Genomic DNA, 19061 nt, shown 5'->3' on the forward strand with positions numbered 1-19061 from the left:
CACGGTACTTGCCGAACGCCTCTCCTATCCCCAGGAGCAAGAATGGCACCGGTTACATCCGGGCTCCGAAGAGCCTGCACCACGCTCGCGGCCGGTCTCGCGCTCGCCGCCTCCGCCCTCGTCTCCCCGCCGGGCGCCCAGGCGGCCGGGTCCGCGCACCCCGGCCATCCGCCCCACCCCTCCCAGTCCGCGAGCACCCCCCACTACGTGGACTGTTCCGCCGCTGCGAACGGCGACGGCAGCCTCGCCGCCCCCTACAACAGCCTCGCCGCGGCCAACGCCGTCACCTACGGCCCCGGCGACCGGCTCTACTTCAAGCGCGGATCCACCTGCCGCGGTCAGCTCAAGCCCGCAGGATCGGGCTCCGCGGCCGCCCCCGTCAGGGTCGCCCCCTACGGTTCCGGCGGCGCTCGGCCCGTGATCGAGGGCGGTGGCACCGTCTACGCCGCCGTCCATCTGCTCAACGTCGAGCAGTGGGAGATCCGTGGTCTGGAGGTCACCAACAAGGGCGCCGCGGATGCCGAGCGCAACGGCATCCTCGTCGAGCTCGCCGACCACGGCACCGGCACCCACTACGTCCTCGACGACGTCTACGTCCACGACGTCAACGGCGGCGACACCAAGAGCAGCAACGGTATCCAGTTCCGCGTCTCCGGCACCGTGACGCCGACCCGTTTCGATGACGTACTCGTCCAGAACAGCGAGATCTACAAGGTCGACCGCGAGGGCCTGACCACCCAGTCCAGCTGGGCCTGCCGAGCCGTCTACGGGTGCACGAGCGGTCCCGCGTGGACGGCGAGTACGCGTGTCGTGTTCCGCGGCAACAAGATCCACGACATCGGCGGCGACGGCATGGTCGTCCGCGTGACCCGGGACGCGCTGGCCGAGCACAACGAGGCGTACGACATCTGGATGCGCTCGGCCGGCAACAACGCGGGCCTGTGGACCATCAACAGTGACGGGACCGTCTTCCAGTACAACGAGGTCCACCATGTGCGCCGCACGGCGGGCATGAACGACGGCATGGCCTTCGACGCCGACTTCGGCACCCGCGGCGCCGTCTTCCAGTACAACTACAGCCACGACAACGAGGGCGGCTTCCTGCTGCTCTGCGGGGCCTGCGGCAGCGGCGCCGACACGGCCGGTACCGTCGCGCGTTACAACCTCTCCGTCAACGACGGCTCGCGCATCCTGTACGCCGTCGGCGACGCGGCCGCCCAGATCCTCAACAACACCTTCTACATGGGGGCCGGTTCCACCACGTCGGTCGTGGAGAGCAGTGGTGGGGCGTCCACCACCTTGTGGAGCAACAACATCTTCTACAACCTCGGCACCGGCGGATACGGCGGCAAGCCCGCCGAGCACACCTGGCGCAACAACGTCATGTACGGCAACCACCCGGCGTCCGAGCCCGCCGACCCGGGCAAGGTGACCGCCGACCCGCTCCTCGTCGACCCGGGCTCCGCCGATCCCGCGGGGTACAAGCTGAAGGCCGGATCCCCGGCGCGCGGCGCCGGGCAGGTCACCACCGGCTCCGGCGGCAAGGACTACTTCGGCTCTCCCGCGCCCGTCGCCTGTCGTCCCGACATCGGCGCCCACCAGGTCTCTGCGTTCGATGACGCCGCCTGTTCGGGCGGGACCAACCTGGTCGCCAACCCCGGGTTCGAGACGGGTGTCCCGCCCTGGGCGCCCTCGGGGGCCGTCGCGGCCGACACCGCGAATCCGCACGGGGGCGGCTCCAGTCTGCGCGTCTCGGGGACCCCGAGCACGGCCGAGCAGAAGATCACCGTCGCGCCGAACACCACGTACACGCTCTCCGGCTGGGGGCGGGTCGACGCGTACGACACCCAACTCGCCGTGGGAGTGAAGAACTTCGGCGGGGCCGAGACCCGGATTCCCGCCTTCAGCGCGTTCGGGTGGCGCACCGGCAGCATCACCTTCACCACGGGCGCCACCAATACCTCGGCGACCCTCTACTGCTACACCCGCACCGGTAAGGGCAGTGGCTGGTGCGACGACCTGAGGGTCGTGAAGCAGTAGCGCGTGGAAGGGAAATGAGGGCGGCGCCCGTCCCGGTGATGTCCGGGGCGGGCGCCGCTCTTTCGTGGGTCAGCGACGGCCGAAGGACGTCACATAGCCCGGCGCCGGCGAGCCGACACCCGTCACGTCGTCGTAGCCGCGGACCGCCTTGAGCGAGCTGTCCTTGCCGAGGCTGCGCAGGGAGGTCAGCAGGCCGTCGGCCGAGTCGAACCCGTTCGCGTAGTCGACGCGGACCACCGCGAGGTCACGGCCGGTCGGCTTGTCCGTCACGTCGTGGTAGATCTTCGAGCCGAAGCGGTCGTAGATCGCCGGGTTGGCGAAGCCGAGCGCGTGCCCGCCGCGGGCCTCCTGGACCAGCGCCTGCACACCCGCGATGACGGGCGCGGCCAGCGACGTGCCGCCGATGCGGTACTCGTCGTACTTGAGCGAGCCGTCGGGGAACGTCTGCGACTGGCCGACGAGGAAGCCGGTGTTCGGGTCGGCCACCGCGGAGATGTCCGGCACCGTACGCATCTTCTGCGAGCCGCCGTTGGCGCGTGCGAGCGAGTTCGGGACGACACCGCTCTGGTAGAACGGCTGCTTCACCGTCTTGCTGGTGCCGCCGCCCGCACCCGAGGTGTACGCCCCGGGGAAGGCGTCCCAGCTCTTGCCGTCGGCCGACAGGTTGGCCTTGAGCGTGCCCCAGCCGGTCTCGAACTGGTACTTGTCGCCCTTGCCGACGGCCAGCGACGTACCGCCGACGGACGTCACCCACGCCGAGTTGGCGGGCACGTCGACCTGCTTCGTGCCGGTGTTCGCCACCTCGTCGCCGTTGTCGCCGGACGAGAAGTAGAAGCCGATGCCCTCGATCGCGCCGTACTGGAAGATCTGGTCGTACGCGGCGGCGAGGTCGGGGGTCTGGTTGGCCTCGATGTCGCCCCACGAGTTCGACACGATGTCGGCGAGGTGACCGTCGACGATCTTGCCGAGGGAGTCGAGCAGCGCGTCGTCGTAGCAGGACGCGGCGCCGACGTAGGTGATGTCGGCCGCGGGAGCGACGGCGTGCACGGCCTCGACGTCGAGGGTCTCCTCGCCGTACCAGCCGGACGCCCCGCACTCCTCGGTCTTGGTGTAGTCCGCGGGCAGGACCTGCTTCAGCTGGCCGCTGCGGTAGGCCGCGTCACCGTTGCGCTTGGCGTAGGTGGCGGCGTCCTTCGCGATGGTCGGCGAGGCGTACGCGTCGGTGATGGCGACGCGGACTCCCTTGCCGGTCTTCTTGCCGGCGCCGTAGGCGGCACGGAGCTGCTTGCCGGTGTAGCCCTTCACGGCGTACGGGGCCTTCTGGCCGTACGCGGACGGCTGAGTGCTCGCCGTCTTCGAGCCGTAGTACGACGAGAAGGGGCCGGCGTTGTGGAACACGGCGTCCGGCGGCGGCAGCGTCTCGTCGTGGTCCGCCTTGTGCGGCGCGCTGTCCAGGCCGGTCACGGTGAGGACCGCGCCGTTCAGGGACGCGGGCACCGTCGCGGCGGCCGTGGGCGCGCGGTAGGTGTGCTTGCCCTTGGCGTAGTTGTGCAGCTGGGCGCCGAACGCCTTCTCGGCGGCGGCGACTTCGCCCGAGACGGAGATGTAGTGCTTGCTGACGTCGGTCACGGTGAGGCCCGAGGACTCGAGCCACTTCGTGACCTCGGCTATCTGGGCCTTGGTCGCGCCGAAGCGGGCCTGGGCCTGCTTGGCGCTGAGGTGCTTGCCGTACGACGCCGACTGCGGGTCGGACACGGCTTTCGCGTACGCCGCGAGGCCCGCCGCGTCGCGCCCCGCGAGGTAGACGCGGGCGTGCACGGTGGAGCTGTTCGACGCGGCACCCTGGTCGGCCTTGGCCGTGGCCCACAGCGGCTTGGTGCCGGTCAGTGCGTCGCGGGCGCCCGGGTTCGGGTCGGCCTGGGCGACGGGTGCTGCGATGGCGAGCGCGCCGGCGAGCAGTGGCAGTGTCGCTGCCAGGCTGAGCCCGGCGCGGGCCGCGGCACGGGTGGATCTCATACAACCCCCTGCGATGTGGTTCGTCGCGTGTGGCGACGGTGATGCGCGTGCACCGGATCGACCTGCGCACGCAACTGATCACTGTTGCGCCGAACCGTTCATGCAAGGGGAATGGAAGCGCCAAGAAGAGCCCAAGGAACGCCATTCGAGGGCGATTTGGGGCGGTACGTGATCGGGGTGGGGGTTTCCCTCAGGTATTCCCGGGGTTTCCCTTCCTGCGACCTGTCCTACGACCGGTCCTTCAACATCCCGGCCATCAGGTCGAGTTCCGACTTCTGCGAGGCGACCATGCCCGCCGCGAGCCGCTTCTCCACCCCGACCCCGCAGCGCTCGACGCACCCCTCGGCCATGTGGACGCCGCCCTTGTGGTGCGCGGTCATCAGCTGGAGGTAGAGCACCTCGGCCCGCTTGCCACTCGCCTTGCGGAGCTCGTCGAGCTGCGAGTTCGTGGCCATGCCCGGCATCAGCGCGCCGTCCTGCCCGGGCGGCATGTCGCCCATGCCCATCCAGGACATCGGCGGCTTCGCGGACACCTTCGGCAGCCCCCACAGGTCGAGCCAGCCGAGCAGCATGCCCCGCTGGTTGGCCTGCGTCTGCGCGATGTCGTAGGCGAGGCGGCGCACCTCCTCGTCCTTCGTGCGGTCGCGCACGATGTACGACATCTCGACGGCCTGCTGATGGTGGACCGCCATGTCCCGCGCGAACCCGGCGTCGGCCGACTCGGTGCCCGGCACCCGCACGGCCGACGAACCGCCGTCGTCCCCGTCGGCGACCGCGTACGTGACCGCCCCGCCCGCGACGAGCACCGCCGCCACGGCCGGCGCGATCCAGGCCGCGCGCCTCACTGGGACAGGCCGTTGGTGCAGGCGGCACCCGGCTCAGGGGTCTGCTTGCCCTGGACGAACGTCGAGAAGAACGAGGCCACGTCCGGGTCGGTGGCGCTCTTCACGGTCCGCTGGTGGCCCCAGGCGCTCAGCATGATCGGGTCCTTCTGGTCCTGGTCCGGGCTCATCAGCGAGTACGGCGTCTGGCGCACCTTCGCCGCGAGCTTCTGCACGTCACCCGGGTCGGCCTTGTCCGTGTACGTCACCCAGACCGCGCCGTGCTCCAGGGCGTGCACCGCGTTCTCGTTCGGGATCGCCTTCTTGTAGACGTCGCCGTTGCAGTTCATCCAGACCTGGTTGTGGTCCCCGCCCACCGGCGGCGTCATCGGGTACGTCACCTTCTTCGCGACGTGGTTGCGGTCCAGCTTCCCGGTCCAGGTCTTCACGCCGTCCGAGCCGGTCTTGAACGACCCGGCCGACGACTTCGCGTCCGCCGTGTCCTTCGAGTCGTCACCCTTCATGAGGGCCCACGCCCCGAATCCGGCGAGGCACACGACCACGACGGCGCTCACTACGACGACGAGGACGCGGCGCAGGCGCTCGCGGGAGCGCTCGGCGCGACGCATCTCCTCTATTCGGGCCTTGCGCGTCGCGGAGCCGGTGTTCTTGGCGGAACCCATGGTGAGTCCTTCTGGGAAAGGGACGGGACGGCTGAACGGGTCCGCTGATCGTAGTGGGGAGCGGGGGGCCGTTGCCATGCCGTGTAGCCGGTGCTGTGGACGGCAGGGACTATGGGACTAGGGGCCCCAGCAGGCACTATGGGCACGGAGTCGTATACATCTGCCGTTCGCACGATGTTCGGGCCCGGGTCGGCCAGTCGATCAAGGTCGGCAACGCGCATGAAACGGTGATGTGGTGGGATGCTCAGGAGCCTGCCGACGGTGTCCCGCAGGGCGCGGACGCAGGCGGCCTGACCAGCAAGGATGGGTGGAAGCGGAAGATGGACAAGCAGCAGGAATTCGTGCTCCGGACGCTCGAGGAGCGGGATATCCGGTTCGTCCGCCTGTGGTTCACGGATGTCCTCGGCTTCCTGAAGTCGGTGGCCGTGGCCCCGGCGGAGCTGGAGCAGGCCTTCGACGAGGGCATCGGCTTCGACGGCTCCGCGATCGAGGGCTTCGCCCGCGTGTATGAGTCCGACATGATCGCCAAGCCCGACCCGTCGACCTTCCAGGTGCTGCCGTGGCGCGCCGAGGCCCCGGGCACCGCGCGGATGTTCTGCGACATCCTGATGCCCGACGGCTCGCCGTCGTTCGCGGACCCGCGCTACGTGCTGAAGCGGGCCCTGGCCAAGACCTCGGACCTGGGCTTCACCTTCTACACGCACCCCGAGATCGAGTTCTTCCTCCTCAAGAACAAGCCGCTCGACGGGTCCCGCCCCACCCCGGCCGACAACTCCGGCTACTTCGACCACACCCCGCAGAACGTCGGCATGGACTTCCGCCGCCAGGCGATCACCATGCTCGAATCCATGGGCATCTCGGTCGAGTTCAGCCACCACGAGGGCGCCCCCGGCCAGCAGGAGATCGACCTGCGGTACGCCGACGCGCTGTCCACGGCCGACAACATCATGACGTTCCGCCTCGTCATGAAGCAGGTGGCGCTGGAGCAGGGCGTGCAGGCGACCTTCATGCCGAAGCCGTTCTCCGACCACCCCGGCTCCGGCATGCACACGCACCTGTCCCTCTTCGAGGGCGACCGCAACGCGTTCTACGAGTCCGGCTCCGAGTACCAGCTGTCCAAGGTCGGCCGCTCCTTCATCGCGGGCCTGCTCAAGCACGCCGCCGAGATCTCCGCCGTCACCAACCAGTGGGTCAACTCCTACAAGCGCATCTGGGGCGGCGGCGGCCGCACCGCCGGCGCCGGCGGCGAGGCGCCCTCGTACATCTGCTGGGGCCACAACAACCGCTCGGCCCTGATCCGCGTCCCGATGTACAAGCCCGGCAAGACCGGCTCCGCACGCGTCGAGGTCCGCTCGATCGACTCGGGCGCGAACCCGTACCTGACGTACGCCGTGCTGCTCGCCGCCGGACTCAAGGGCATCGAGGAGGGCTACGAGCTCCCGCCGGGCGCCGACGACGACGTGTGGGCCCTGTCCGACGCCGAGCGCCGCGCGATGGGCATCGAGCCGCTCCCGCAGAACCTCGGCGAGGCGATCGCCCTCATGGAGCGCAGCGAACTCGTCGCCGAGACGCTGGGCGAGCACGTGTACGACTTCTTCCTCCGCAACAAGAAGCAGGAGTGGGAGGAGTACCGCAGCGAGGTCACCGCGTTCGAGCTGCGGAAGAACCTGCCGGTGCTGTAAGCGCAGCTCAGGGCGGTTTCACGCCGCGTCGAGCATCCGGGGCCGTCGGTCTGTGACCGGCGGCCCCGTCGCGTGCGTCGGGGACTGGGCCGTCTGTGGGCCGTGGGCCGTCGGATCGGCCCACCGGACAGGCCTCCTGGATCACTTGAGCGGCACAGGGGCAACCGGACGGTAACCGGACCAGGGCCTCAGCTGTGTGCTCCGGGGCTTGGCCAGGGACGCGCATCGGGAGGTGCCGGAGTGGCAGAGGTCGCACGACTCCTGCTCGTACTGCGTGACGTCCAAACCGCCGAGCGGCGCGCGGGCCTGCGGCACTGTTCGCTGCCACGCTTCGAGGGGCTCGGCCGGGATCGGCCCGCTGCCTTCGGCCGCGGCCTCGGTTCCTGAACTCATGGGAGAAGTCCCGGCAAGCGGCCACGTTCAGCGCAGTCCGGCTGGCAGAGCACCGTGGCGGACCAAAGGATGTGCTGTGACGGTCGTGGACGCTCTTTGCTGCTCAGCCGTCGCACTCATCATGACGGCCCCAGGGGCCGACCGGCCTGGAGGAAGAATGTCCCGAACTCTCCCTGAGCTTCTGCCAGGCGACGTTTTTGCATCCCCACGCCGTAGCGCACGGCGCCAGTGGCTCGACCGGTCGAGCGTCATCCTGGCGGCATTCTCCATCGCCCTCCTGTCCGCCACGGCTCCTGACGCCTTTGCAGCGCGGCACAAAGACCTGCGCAGTGATCGCCTCTATGTCGCCAACGGTGGCTCGGGCACCGTGTCGGTGATCGACACCAGGACCAACGCGGTCGTCGGCGCCCCGATCCACGTCGGCAAACGCCCCGCCGGGGTGGCCGTCGACGGCGTCCGCGGTCGCGCCTACGTGACCAACTCCGGCTCGGACACCGTGTCGGTGATCGACACCAAGACCAAAAAAGTCGTGGGCTCCCCGATCCACGTCGGCAAAGGCCCCGCCGGGGTGGCCGTCGACGGCGTCCGCGGTCGCGCCTACGTGGCCAACTCCGGCTCGGACAGCGTGTCGGTGATCGACACCAAGACCAAAAAAGTCGTGGGCTCCCCGATCCACGTCGGCAAAGGCCCCGCCGGGGTGGCCGTCGACGGCGTCCGCGGTCGCGCCTACGTGGTCAACGCCCACTCGTACGCCGTGTCGGTGATCAACACCAGGACCAACAAGGTCGTCGGGCCCTCGATCCCCGTCGGCAACCCCCTCGGGGTGGCCATGGACAGCGTCCGCGGCCGCGCCTACGTGACCAACGGCATCTCGAAGTCCGTGTCGGTGATCGACACCCACACGAACACGGTCGTGGGCTCCCCGATCCCCGTCGGCGGACTCCCCGCCGGTGTGGCCGTCGACAGCCTCCGAGGCCGCGCCTACGTGACCAACTCCGACTCGAACACCGTGTCGCTGATCAACACCAGGACCAAGGCGGCCGTCGGCTCCCCGATCCCCGTCCGCTACGGCCCCGCCTGGGTGGCCACCGACGCCCTCCGCGGTCGCGCCTACGTGGCCAACTCCGGCTCGGACAGCGTGTCGGTGATCGACACCAGGACCAACGCGGTCGTGGGCTCCCCGATCCCCGTTGGCAACGCCCCCGCCGGGGTGGCACTAGGGAGGTCGCTCCGGCCCGCGAAGCACTGACCCTTCAAGGTCGGAGTCGGACGCCAAAGGGCACCTACGGAGATCCGTAGGTGCCCTTAAGGCACTTGAGAAGGCTGCTCTTGGGCTGAGGTCGGGGAGGGGGCGGGGCGCGTGATGCGTCCCCTCCCCTCTGCCGTACGGCCCCCTGCGTCGCTTCCCGGTCGCTACCGTGGTCGGTGAGCGAGAAGGGAGCGCATCATGGCCGAACCGCTCAAGACCCTCGTCGACGGGGTCGAGGTCGAGGTGCCCAACAGCATCCCCGCCATCCGCGACGCCCTGCCGGAACACCGGCGCGAGGAGTTCGACCGGGAGATCAACGCGGCCGGGGTGCACGAGATCCACGCCGTGATGCGGCACTGGATGCTGGAGTCCGTGCCCGACCCGGCCGCCGACGCCATCATGGACCGGCTCGCCCGCGAGGAAGCGGAGAGGGCCGGAGCCGCGTGAGCCACCGTCATCGCCGCCGCCACCGCATCTCGTACGCGCCGCCCGCCGACGACACCCTCGCGAAAATGGCGGGACCCGTGCCGTTCAGGGCGGAGCTGGAACGTACCCTCGGCGTCGACCCGTACGGGCACGGGTCCCTCCCCATCGGCCGGTGGGCGGACCGCAGGGAGGCGACCGTGCGCGGCGTCATCGTCCGGTACTACGTCTCCGGGTCGATCCTGGTCGTGACGGTGGTGCGGCTGATCCCGGAGCCGTGAGACGGGTCGGCCCTGGCGCTGTTCGCGCAGCACCTCGTGCAGCGGCTGCGTGGCGCGCCTGCAGTATTCCTGGACCGCCCAGCCTCCGCCTGGGGTCATGTCCATCGCCCCAGCCTCGAGGGTCGCGGGCCCGTCTGCCACCCGTGTGCGCGGCTCCGGACAGCGGCCCGTCACAGGTACGCCGGAGACACCGCCGCCTTGGTGAGGCGGTGCGGGGCTCCCGTGCCGTCCGCCGGGACGGTGTAGAGGTCCGCGCCGTAGTCGCCCGGCAGCGCGTACGTCAGGGTGTGCGCGTCGCTCCAGACCGCCTGGTCGTCCACGCTGCGGGTCTCCGCCAGGGGCGTCTCGCGGAGCGTGCGCAGGTCGAGTACGTACAGCCGCCAAGGGGCGTCCGCCGAAAGGCCCTTCACGCGCTTCTTGTACGCGATGCGGGTGCCGTCGGGGGAGAGGGACGGGCACTCGACGTTCTGGTGGACGGTGGTCAGCGTGCGGGTGCGCAGATCACCCCGTACCAGGTAGGTCTTCCCGTGCGTCGCGAGCGTCGCGTAGAAGTGGCGGTCGTCCGCCGCGAACGTGATGCCCCAGAAGTTGATGTCCGCCGCGCGGTAGGTCCGGCCGTCCTTGACGACCCGGAAGTCCTCGAGCGTCGGCGTGAGGTGACCCGTGCGGGTGTCCACGATCGCCGCCCGCGTCGAGAAGTTCGTGCCCGCGTAGCTGTCGCCGCCCACGAACACCGTCCACGCCGCGTACCGCCCGCTCGGCGAGACGCGGGCGCGGGACGGGATGCCCGGCAGCGCGTAGCGGGCCTTCTCCTCGAGCCGCGAGTCCAGGACGCGCGCCGTGTACGTGTCCTGCATCGCGCCCCGCTCGGCCCGCAGACAGATGGCCGTGCCCGAAGAGGCGTAGAAACGAAGGCACTTGACGCCCGACGCGGTGCGGGGCGCGTCCGGGCGGCCCGCCGGGACCGTGGTGAGCTCGTCGCGGTGGGGGCCCCACGCCATGTTGCGGAAGACGAGACGGCGGGGAGCCTCGGTGGCCTCGGTCGGCAGGGTCACCCGGCCCGCAGTGACCCTCGGGCCGCCCGCGTGCGCCTCGTTCCTGCGGTCGGCGCGCGCCGCCGCCTGCAGGATGGAGGCCGTCGCGACGGCCGCCAGAGCGACGACCGCGGCGACGAGGACGAGCAGCCTGTTACGTGTCGTCATGCGGGTACTACCTCCGCGGGGGTGGGGGCTTCGGGCCGGAAGGCGTACGCCACCGCCGCGCCCGCCGACAGCGCCACCGTGGCCGCGCCCAGAGCCGTGCGGTCGCCCCACGCCGTCCAGGCGGCGCCGAAGCCGATCGAGCAGACGAAGCGCGCCAGCGCCTGGCCCGTCTGGACGACGGCGAGCCCCGACGAGCGCAGCTCCTGGGGGATGGCGGTGGAGGCAGCGGCCATCAGGACGCCGTCCGTCGCCGCGTAGAAGCAGCCGTGCAGCGCCAGGACCGCGTACGGCAGGGCGGAGCCGTGCCACGGCGAGAGCAGCAGGCCGTACGCGGCGAGGAGCGCGGCGTGGCCGCAGAGGAACACGCGCCAGCTGCCGACGCGGTCCGCGAGCCGGCCCAGGGGCGCGGCCAGGAGCAGGAAAGCGGCCGCCGTGCCCAGGGGGAGCAGCGCGAACCACTGGTCGGGGACGCCCAGGCGGCGCTGGAGGAGCAGATAGACGAAGGAGTCGCTGACCGTGGCCAGGCCGAGGAGCAGGGCGCAGACCGTGGTGCGCCGGACCTCTCGGCGGCGCAGGAGCGCGAGCGCGGACCGGAAGGTGGGGCGCGGGGGTGCGGGGTGGCTGCCCTTGGCGGTCTTGTTGGCGGTCTCCTGGGCGGCTTCGTGCCGGCGGGGGACGAACAGGAGCAGGACCAGTACGCCCAGTGCCGCGACGCAGAAGCTGACGGTGAAGACCGCGTCGTAGCCGTCCGTCGTCGCGCGCAGGATCAGGAAGGCCGCGAGGGGGCCGAGGAGGGCGCCCGTCGTGTCCATCGCCCGGTGCACGCCGAAGGCTCTGCCGCGGGTGGCCGGGGTGCTGCTCAGGGAGATCAGGGCGTCCCGCGGCGCCGTGCGCAGGCCCTTGCCCGTGCGGTCGGCCGCCAGGACCATGCCGATCGTGGGGAGGGTGGCGGCCAGCAGGAGCAGGGGTTTGCAGAGCGCCGAGAGTCCGTAGCCGAACAGGGCGACCGTCTTGTGGCGGCCGCCTCCCCGGTCCGCGAAGTGGCCGCCGACGAGACGGACCAGCGCCGAGAAGCCGTTGTAGACGCCGTCCAGGAGGCCGAAGCCGAGGGGCGAGAGGCCGAGTCCCGCGACGAGGTAGAGCGGCAGGACCGCCGTGACCATCTCGGACGAGACGTCGGTGATGAGGCTGACCGAGCCGAGGGCCAGGACCGTGGGGGCGACCGCGGTGCCGCGCCGCCCGGCCGGTGGCCGGGCGGCGGGTTCCGCGGATGCCGCAGCGCGGCTGTCCGCTACGTACATGTCAGGACGCCCAGATGCCCGTGATGTCCTTGCCGGACGCCGCGTTGCCCGCGTGCGGGAGGCCGTGCATGTCCTCGATGGTGCGCAGGACGTCGTAGTGGTTGTAGGTGGTCGCCGAGGTGGCACCCGGGGTGACCTGCTGGCCGTAGAGGACCGTCGGGATCTTGTTGCCGGCCAGACGGTTGTCCTCGTCGAAGGTGACGACGAGGAGGCTGTTGTGCGCCTTCGCCCAGTTCGCGTAGGCGGACAGGTTGTTCTTCAGCCAGGTGTCACCGGTCGACACCGAGCAGTCGTGCATGTCGCTGCACAGGTCGGGGACCACGAAGGAGACCTGGGGGAGCGTCGAGTAGTCCGAGGGGAACTGCGCGAACGTCTTCGCCGTGGAGGTGGGAACGTTGCTGAACCCGAACCACGGGTTGTGCTTGCGGGCGTAGTCGCCGGACGAGCAGGTGGTCGAACCCTGGCTCGGCAGGCCCTCGTTGTAGCTGCCCCAGGTCTTGCCGGCGGCGATCAGCTCGGAGGCCAGGTTGGGCTGCGAGGAGAAGCCCGGCGTATAGCAGCTGTCGTCCGTGATGCCCTGCGTGGCGCCCGAGAACAGCGCGAAGTAGTTCGGCTGGCTCGGGTGCGTCAGCGCGTACGACGCCGAGAGGCTCGCGCCGTTCGTCTTCAGGCTGTTGATGTACGGGGCGCTGGAGGAGCCGATCACCTGGTTGTAGGCGTGGTTCTCGAAGACCACGACCACGGTGTGGTCCGGGGTGGGGACGCCCGCCGCGGCCTGCGCGGACGAGCCGCCCACGCCGGACCAGAGCGCGACCGCGGTGGCGGTCAGGGCGAAGGCCGAAGCGAGCGCCGCGGTGCGGCCGCGTCGGAACAATGATCTGCCAGGCACGTGAGACCTCCGGTGGGGGGAGACGGCGGCGGTGCGGCTAGAGCATGCACACGCCAAGATGCCCCCGCCCCACGCAGATGTGAAGGGCGGGTGAACCCTCAGCGCTCCGAGAGCGGAGCCGGCGCCTCTTGCACGATCCATCCGTTGCCGTCCGGGTCGGTGAAGAACATGAACGAGTTCCACAGCTCGCCGGGCCCGTCCTCCCAGCCGGTGACATCCGCGTGCTGCACCCGACTCACGTCCACGCCCCGTTCGACCAGTTCGGCGCGCGCCGCGACGATGTCCGTCACGCACATCTGCAGGCCCGTGAGGGACCCCGGAGCCATCGGCCGCTGTCCCGGAGGGCCCGGCAGGCCCTGCGTCAGGGTGATCGAACAGCGCGAGCCCGGTGGCGTCAGCTGCACGATGCGGATGCCCTCCGTGACCACCTGGTCCACGTCGACCTTGAAGCCGAGTTGCTTCGCGTAGAAGTCCTTCGCCCGGTCGACGTCCGTGACGGGCACGACGATCACTTCGAGGGTCCAGTCCATGGGTGCTCCCTTTCCGGCTGAGTTCTGCGACTGCGCAACGGTGTGGCATGGGGGGCGCCCGTCCGGCCGTACCGTCGAGATCCGGAACAGCTCGGCCGCGGCGACCTTCTCCCCGGCCTCGGCCCAGGGGAGCGTCGTGGCCGACGCGTCGCTGTACCGGCTGTCCACCTCGGCCAGGGGCTCCGCGTCCGTCATGATCCGCCTCTCGCTCTCCCGATGCTCCCGTCAAAGGGCAGACCGCGCACGCGGGCGGAACTCACCGGCGAAGCCTTAGGCTCTGGACCAGTGCGTGATCGAACAGGAGGCCGTGCGATGTCGGTGCCGCAAGGGCGCAGGAGCAGTACGTTCACGCGGCTGCTGCGGCACGGTTTCACGGATCCCTCCGCCGCCGAGCGGCTCCTGGACGTGCCGGGCCTGTCGGCCGTGCGCTCCGATCCGATGCTTCTCGACGCCCTCGGCGCCACCGCCGACCCCGATCTGGCCCTCCTCGGTCTGGTCCGGCTCGTCGAGGCGCAGGCCGGTGACCCCGAGCGCCGGGAGCTCCTCGACACGCTCATCACGGCCAAGCCGCTGCGCGACCGGCTCCTCGGTGTCCTCGGCGCGTCCGAGGCGCTCGCCGACCATCTGGCCCGGCATCCGCTGGACTGGCAGGCCCTCGTCACCTACGAGCCGTCCGACCTGCACCCCGGTGTGGTGGAGTTCCAGCGGGGTCTGGCGGACGCTGTCGACCCGAACGCCCTGCGGGTCGGCTACCGGCGCTGCCTCCTGTCGATCGCCGCCCGTGACGTGTGCGGGACGACCGACATCGCGCAGACCGCGGCCGAACTCGCCGACCTGGCCACGGCCACCCTGCGCGCGGCCCTCGCCATGGCGGAGGCGGACGCGCCCGGGGACGCCGCGCTGTGCAGGCTCGCCGTCATCGCGATGGGCAAGTGCGGCGGACACGAACTCAACTACGTGTCCGACGTGGACGTCATCTTCGTCGGCGAGGCCGTCGAGGGCGCCGACGAGGGCAAGGCGATCCAGGCCGCCACCCGGCTCGCCTCGCACATGATGCGGATCTGCTCCGACACGACCGTCGAGGGCACGATCTGGCCCGTCGACGCCAACCTGCGCCCCGAGGGACGCAACGGCCCCCTCGTGCGGACCCTCTCCTCGCATCTCGCCTACTACCAGCGGTGGGCCAAGACCTGGGAGTTCCAGGCGCTGCTCAAGGCGCGGCCCGTCGCCGGCGACCTCGAACTCGGCGACGCGTACATCAGGACGCTCTCGCCCCTCGTCTGGCAGGCCGCCGAGCGCGAGAACTTCGTGCCCGACGTGCAGAAGATGCGCAAGCGCGTCGTCGAGAACATCCCCGCCGGCGAGGTCGACCGGGAGCTGAAGCTGGGGCCCGGCGGGCTCAGGGACGTCGAATTCGCCGTACAGCTCCTGCAGTTGGTGCACGGCAGGGCCGACCTCTCGCTGCGCAGCGGCACCACCCTGGACGCGCTGGCCGCACTCGCCGACGGCGGGTACGTGGGACGGGTCGACGCCGTCCAGCTCGACGACGCCTACCGTTTCCTGCGCACCCTCGAACACCGCATCCAGCTCTACAAGCTGAGGCGCACGCACCTCGTCCCCGAGGGCGACGCGGACCTGCGGCGCATCGGTCGGTCGATGGGCATGCGGACCGAGCCGATCACCGAACTCCACCGCGCCTGGCGCCGCCACACCTCGGTTGTGCGCCGTCTGCACGAGAAGCTCTTCTACCGGCCGCTGCTCGACGCCGTGGCCCAACTCGCCTCCGGCGAGTCCAGGCTGAGCACCGAGGCCGCGCGCGAACGGCTCGTGGCCCTCGGCTACCACGACCCGACCGCCGCGCTGCGCCATCTGGAGGCGCTGGCCTCCGGCGTGACCCGCAAGGCGGCGATCCAGCGGACGCTGCTCCCGGTGCTCCTCGGCTGGTTCGCCGACTCCGCCGACCCGGACGCCGGACTGCTCAACTTCCGCAAGGTGTCCGACGCGCTCGGCAAGACGCCCTGGTACCTGCGGCTGCTGCGGGACGAGGGCGCGGCGGCGGAGAACCTCGCCCGGGTGCTCTCGGCCGGCCGGCTCGCCCCCGATCTGCTGATGCGCGCACCGGAGGCCGTCGCCCTGCTCGGCGACCAGCAGGGCCTCGAACCGCGCGGGCACGCCCAGTTGGAGCAGGAGGTGCTCGCCGCGGTCGGCCGCGCGGACGGCGCCGAGCAGGCCGTCGCCGCGGCCCGTGGCGTACGGCGGCGTGAGCTGTTCCGTACGTCGGCCGCCGACATCATCGCCTCGTACGGCACCGAGGACACGCCCGCCGAGGCCGACCAGGGCGCGCTCGTGGACCGCGTCGGCGGGGCGGTCTCCGACATCACGGCCGCGACCCTCGCCGGGACACTGCGGGCCGTCGTGCGCGAGGGGTGGGGCGACGAGCTGCCCACCCGGTTCGCCGTCATCGCCATGGGGCGGTTCGGCGGGCACGAGCTCGGCTACGGGTCGGACGCCGACGTGCTGTTCGTGCACGAGCCGCGCGAGGGCGTCGGCGACCAGGAGGCGGCGAAGGCCGCGAACCGCGTCGTGTCCGAGATGCGGCGGCTGCTCGCCCTGCCGAGCGCGGATCCGCCGCTCCTCATCGACGCGGACCTGCGGCCCGAGGGCAAGTCGGGGCCGCTCGTGCGCACCCTCAAGTCCTATGACGCGTACTACCGCCGCTGGTCCCTGGTGTGGGAGTCGCAGGCACTCCTGCGGGCCGAACCGGTCGCGGGCGACCTGGACCTGGGGCGGCGCTTCATCGATCTCATCGACCCGCTGCGGTTCCCCGCGGAGGGCCTCGGAGAGGACGCCGTGCGCGAGATCCGGCGGCTCAAGGCGCGCATGGAGTCCGAGCGGCTGCCGCGCGGCGCCGATCCGACGCTGCACACGAAGCTGGGCCGCGGCGGGCTCTCCGACGTCGAGTGGACCGTCCAGCTCCTCCAGCTCCAGCACGGGTGGGCGGAGCCGGGACTGCGCACGACCCGTACGCGGCAGGCGCTCGCCGCGGCATGCGCGGCGGAGCTGATCCCGGGCGAGGAGGCTGCGATCCTCGACGAGGCGTGGATCCTCGCGTCCCGCGTGCGCGGCGCGGTCATGCTGGTCCGCGGCCGCCCGGGCGACACGTTCCCGTCCGACGGGCGTGAACTGGCGGCGGTGGGACGGTACTTGGGCTACGACCCCGGCCACGTCGGCGACATGCTGGAGGACTACCGCCGCATGACGCGCCGGGCGCGCGCGGTGATGGAGGAGCGCTTCTACGGGGCGTAGGCCCGGAGAGTCACCCGGCCATCGCGGACACGTGGGCGAGGAACCCGGTCAGGGCCAGTTCGAACGCCGCGTCGGCGCGGCCCGCGCCCATCGCGGCCAGGGCCGCCGCCAGGCGTGGCGTCGCCGTCTCGTCGGCCAGTTCCCACATCGCCTCCGGCGCCGCCATGTCCAGGGCGGAGCCCAGTACGACGTTCTCCAGGCCGATGATCACCGGCATCACGTCCGGCAGGGCGAACCCGGCGTCGAGCAGGAGCCCGGCCGCGAGCTCGTACTGGTCGAGGACCCGCTGGGCCCGCACGGGTGACGTAGTGAGCAGCGGGATCGCCTTGGGGTGGGCGGCGAAGGCGGCCCGGTAGGAGCGGGCCCAGTCCGCGAGGGCCTCGGCCCACGGCCGCTCGCCGCCGGTGAGCGTCGCCGGGTCGATCGCGACGGCGACCCGCTCGCGCAGCAGCTCCACGATCCCGTCCCGGCCGTCCACATGGTGATACACGGATCCCGTCTGGACCCCGAGCCGCTTGGCGATCCGCGGCACGCTGAAGTCGCCCTGCTCGTCGACGAGTTCGAGCGCGGTCGTGGTGATCCGCTCCCTGTCCAGCAGCGGCTTGCTCGGCCGTCCCATCGTGCGCTCCCCGAATCTGAGGTCTTCCCGAATGCCCAAAGGGAGGCTACATTGCCGAAACCGAAAGCCTTTAGGTTTCGCTTCCCGGCCACGGGGCGACGCCTCCGGGACCCCCGTCCCCCGCCGCCAGAAGGGCTTCCTTCCCCATGCCCGTAACCTCACCGCAGACGCAGAACAGCGCGACCGCCACCGCCGCGGAACCCACCCTGCGCGCCGGCACCCTCGGCACCGCCGACATCGCCTTCTTCGTCGTCTCCGCCGCCGCCCCGCTCACCGTCATGGCAGGCGTCGCCCCGTTCGCCATCGCGCTCGGCGGCATCGGCGCCCCCGTCGGCTACCTCCTCGCCGGCCTGACGCTCGCCGTCTTCGCCGTCGGCTTCACCACGATGAGCCGCCACGTCCGCAGCGCGGGCGCCTTCTACGCGTACATCACGCGCGGCCTCGGCCGCTCCGTCGGCATCGGCGCCGCCCTGCTGGCCATGGTCGGCTACAACGGCATGGAGATCGGCGTCTACGGCCTGCTGGGCACCGCCACGCAGGACACCCTGCACGCCCTCTTCGGCATCGACATCCCCTGGCTGCCCGTGTCCCTCGCGGGGCTCGTGCTCATCTGGTACGGCGGCTTCCGGTCCATCGACTTCGGAGCCAAGCTCCTCGGCGTCCTGCTCTGCGCCGAGACCGGCATCCTCGTCCTGCTCGCGGGCGGCGTGCTCCTCAAGGGCGGCGCGCACGGCCTGTCCGCCGCGTCCTTCGCGCCGGGCAACGTGCTCGTCCCGGGTACCGCCGCCGTACTCGCCTTCGCCTTCGCCGCGTTCACCGGCTTCGAGTCGACCGTCATCTACCGCCGCGAGGCCCGCGACCCCGGCCGCACGGTGCGCCGCGCCACCTACATCGCGGTCGCCTTCCTCGGCCTGTTCTACGCGTTCATCGTCTGGACCGTCATCCAGGCCTTCGGCGACGCCCACGTCGTCGAGGCGGCAGGCAGCGACCCGGCCGGCCTGTTCTTCTCCGCCATCACCACCTTCGTGGGCGGCTGGGCGGCCGACCTGATGCACATCCTCATCGTCACCAGCGTCCTCGCCTCGCTCCTCGCCTTCCACAACGCGATCAACCGCTACGGGCTCGCGCTCGCCGAGGAGGGCGTCCTGCCGAAGGCCTTCGGCACGGTCCACGCCAAGCACCGTTCCCCGTACGTCGCGGGCGTCGCGCAGACCGTGCTCGGCGCGGCCGTCGTCCTCGCCTTCTGGGCCGCGGGCGCCGACCCGTACGCGCAGCTGCTCCTGTGGGTGAACACCCCCGGCATGATCGGCCTGATGGCGCTCCAGCTGCTCGCCGCGATCGCCGTGCCGTTCTACTTCCGCCGCATCACCCACGAGGAGGGCGTGCTGCGCACGGTCGTCGCGCCGATCGCGGCGACGGTGCTCCTCAGCATCGCGATCGTGCTGGTCTGCACCCACCTCGACCTGTTCACGGGCGCGTCCTCCCTCGTCAACATGGTCCTCATGGCCGTGGCCCCCGCCGTCTTCGTCCTCGGCGTCGCCCTCGCCCGCCGCCTGCGCCGCACCAAGCCGGACGTGTACGAGCGCTTCGCGGCGGAACCGTCCACCGACGCGTAGGCCGCAGAGC

Annotated in this window: 16 protein-coding genes; 8 read left to right on the top strand and 8 right to left on the bottom strand. The window is 71.1% G+C overall.

What is annotated here, in order from left to right; all coding sequences use genetic code 11:
• Positions 1-42: 42 nt before the first annotated feature.
• Positions 43-2040 carry a carbohydrate binding domain-containing protein gene (locus CG723_RS05410; RefSeq protein ID WP_100592072.1) on the top strand — a complete coding sequence of 666 codons (1998 nt, stop codon included), beginning with the start codon at positions 43-45 and terminating at the stop codon, positions 2038-2040.
• A gap of 69 nt (positions 2041-2109) precedes the next feature.
• On the opposite strand, the gene CG723_RS05415 is transcribed toward CG723_RS05410, so the two are convergent.
• The 3 genes from CG723_RS05415 to CG723_RS05425 all read right to left on the bottom strand — a co-directional run bounded on the left by CG723_RS05415 (position 2110) and on the right by CG723_RS05425 (position 5560).
• Entirely contained in the window at positions 2110-4056 is a 1947-nt protein-coding gene (locus CG723_RS05415; RefSeq protein ID WP_100592073.1) for a S53 family peptidase, read from the bottom strand.
• A 227-nt stretch (positions 4057-4283) separates the two neighbouring features.
• Positions 4284-4901 carry a DUF305 domain-containing protein gene (locus tag CG723_RS05420; protein ID WP_100592074.1) on the bottom strand — a complete coding sequence of 206 codons (618 nt, stop codon included), beginning with the start codon at positions 4899-4901 and terminating at the stop codon, positions 4284-4286.
• Positions 4898-5560: a DUF3105 domain-containing protein gene (locus CG723_RS05425; protein WP_100592075.1), complete on the bottom strand. Its 663-nt coding sequence runs from the start codon at positions 5558-5560 to the stop codon at positions 4898-4900. Before CG723_RS05425 ends, CG723_RS05420 begins: the two co-directional genes overlap by 4 nt.
• A 320-nt stretch (positions 5561-5880) precedes the next feature.
• Here CG723_RS05425 and glnA point away from each other — a divergent pair, with 320 nt between their 5' ends.
• The 5 genes from glnA to CG723_RS05445 all read left to right on the top strand — a co-directional run bounded on the left by glnA (position 5881) and on the right by CG723_RS05445 (position 9588).
• Positions 5881-7242: a type I glutamate--ammonia ligase gene (gene glnA / locus CG723_RS05430; protein ID WP_100592577.1), complete on the top strand. Its 1362-nt coding sequence runs from the start codon at positions 5881-5883 to the stop codon at positions 7240-7242.
• A gap of 240 nt (positions 7243-7482) precedes the next feature.
• Positions 7483-7629 carry a hypothetical protein gene (locus CG723_RS47325; RefSeq protein WP_234374158.1) on the top strand — a complete coding sequence of 49 codons (147 nt, stop codon included), beginning with the start codon at positions 7483-7485 and terminating at the stop codon, positions 7627-7629.
• Between the two features lie 163 nt (positions 7630-7792).
• On the top strand, positions 7793-8884 hold the full coding sequence (locus CG723_RS05435) for a YncE family protein (protein WP_267893684.1): 1092 nt from the start codon (positions 7793-7795) through the stop codon (positions 8882-8884).
• Between the two features lie 198 nt (positions 8885-9082).
• On the top strand, positions 9083-9331 hold the full coding sequence (locus CG723_RS05440; RefSeq protein WP_100592077.1) for a hypothetical protein: 249 nt from the start codon (positions 9083-9085) through the stop codon (positions 9329-9331).
• Between the two features lie 65 nt (positions 9332-9396).
• Entirely contained in the window at positions 9397-9588 is a 192-nt protein-coding gene (locus CG723_RS05445; protein ID WP_100592578.1) for a hypothetical protein, read from the top strand.
• 170 nt (positions 9589-9758) lie between these two features.
• Here the strand turns inward: CG723_RS05445 and CG723_RS05450 are convergent, their stop codons facing one another.
• From CG723_RS05450 to CG723_RS05465, 4 genes are all read right to left on the bottom strand, one after another.
• Positions 9759-10790, bottom strand: a complete 1032-nt coding sequence (locus CG723_RS05450) for a TolB family protein (protein WP_100592078.1) — start codon at positions 10788-10790, stop codon at positions 9759-9761.
• Positions 10787-12091: an MFS transporter gene (locus CG723_RS05455; protein ID WP_100592079.1), complete on the bottom strand. Its 1305-nt coding sequence runs from the start codon at positions 12089-12091 to the stop codon at positions 10787-10789. The genes CG723_RS05450 and CG723_RS05455 overlap by 4 nt, the downstream gene beginning before the upstream one ends.
• 1 nt (position 12092) lies before the next feature.
• Positions 12093-12980 (bottom strand): alkaline phosphatase family protein, encoded by an 888-nt coding sequence (locus CG723_RS05460; protein ID WP_100592080.1) that lies wholly within the window; start codon positions 12978-12980, stop codon positions 12093-12095.
• A 98-nt stretch (positions 12981-13078) separates the two neighbouring features.
• Entirely contained in the window at positions 13079-13510 is a 432-nt protein-coding gene (locus CG723_RS05465) for a VOC family protein (RefSeq protein WP_100592579.1), read from the bottom strand.
• A 312-nt stretch (positions 13511-13822) separates the two neighbouring features.
• Here CG723_RS05465 and CG723_RS05470 point away from each other — a divergent pair, with 312 nt between their 5' ends.
• Positions 13823-16816, top strand: coding sequence for a bifunctional [glutamine synthetase] adenylyltransferase/[glutamine synthetase]-adenylyl-L-tyrosine phosphorylase (locus CG723_RS05470; protein ID WP_100592081.1), 2994 nt, complete (start codon positions 13823-13825; stop codon positions 16814-16816).
• 10 nt (positions 16817-16826) lie between these two features.
• Here the strand turns inward: CG723_RS05470 and CG723_RS05475 are convergent, their stop codons facing one another.
• Entirely contained in the window at positions 16827-17435 is a 609-nt protein-coding gene (locus CG723_RS05475; RefSeq protein WP_100592082.1) for a TetR/AcrR family transcriptional regulator, read from the bottom strand.
• Positions 17436-17581: 146 nt separating this feature from the next.
• On the opposite strand from CG723_RS05475, the gene CG723_RS05480 reads away from it, so the two are divergent.
• Positions 17582-19051, top strand: a complete 1470-nt coding sequence (locus tag CG723_RS05480; RefSeq protein WP_100592083.1) for an APC family permease — start codon at positions 17582-17584, stop codon at positions 19049-19051.
• The last annotated feature ends 10 nt before the right edge of the window (positions 19052-19061 follow it).

This window comes from Streptomyces sp. CB01635 (assembly GCF_002803065.1).
Classification (GTDB): domain Bacteria; phylum Actinomycetota; class Actinomycetes; order Streptomycetales; family Streptomycetaceae; genus Streptomyces.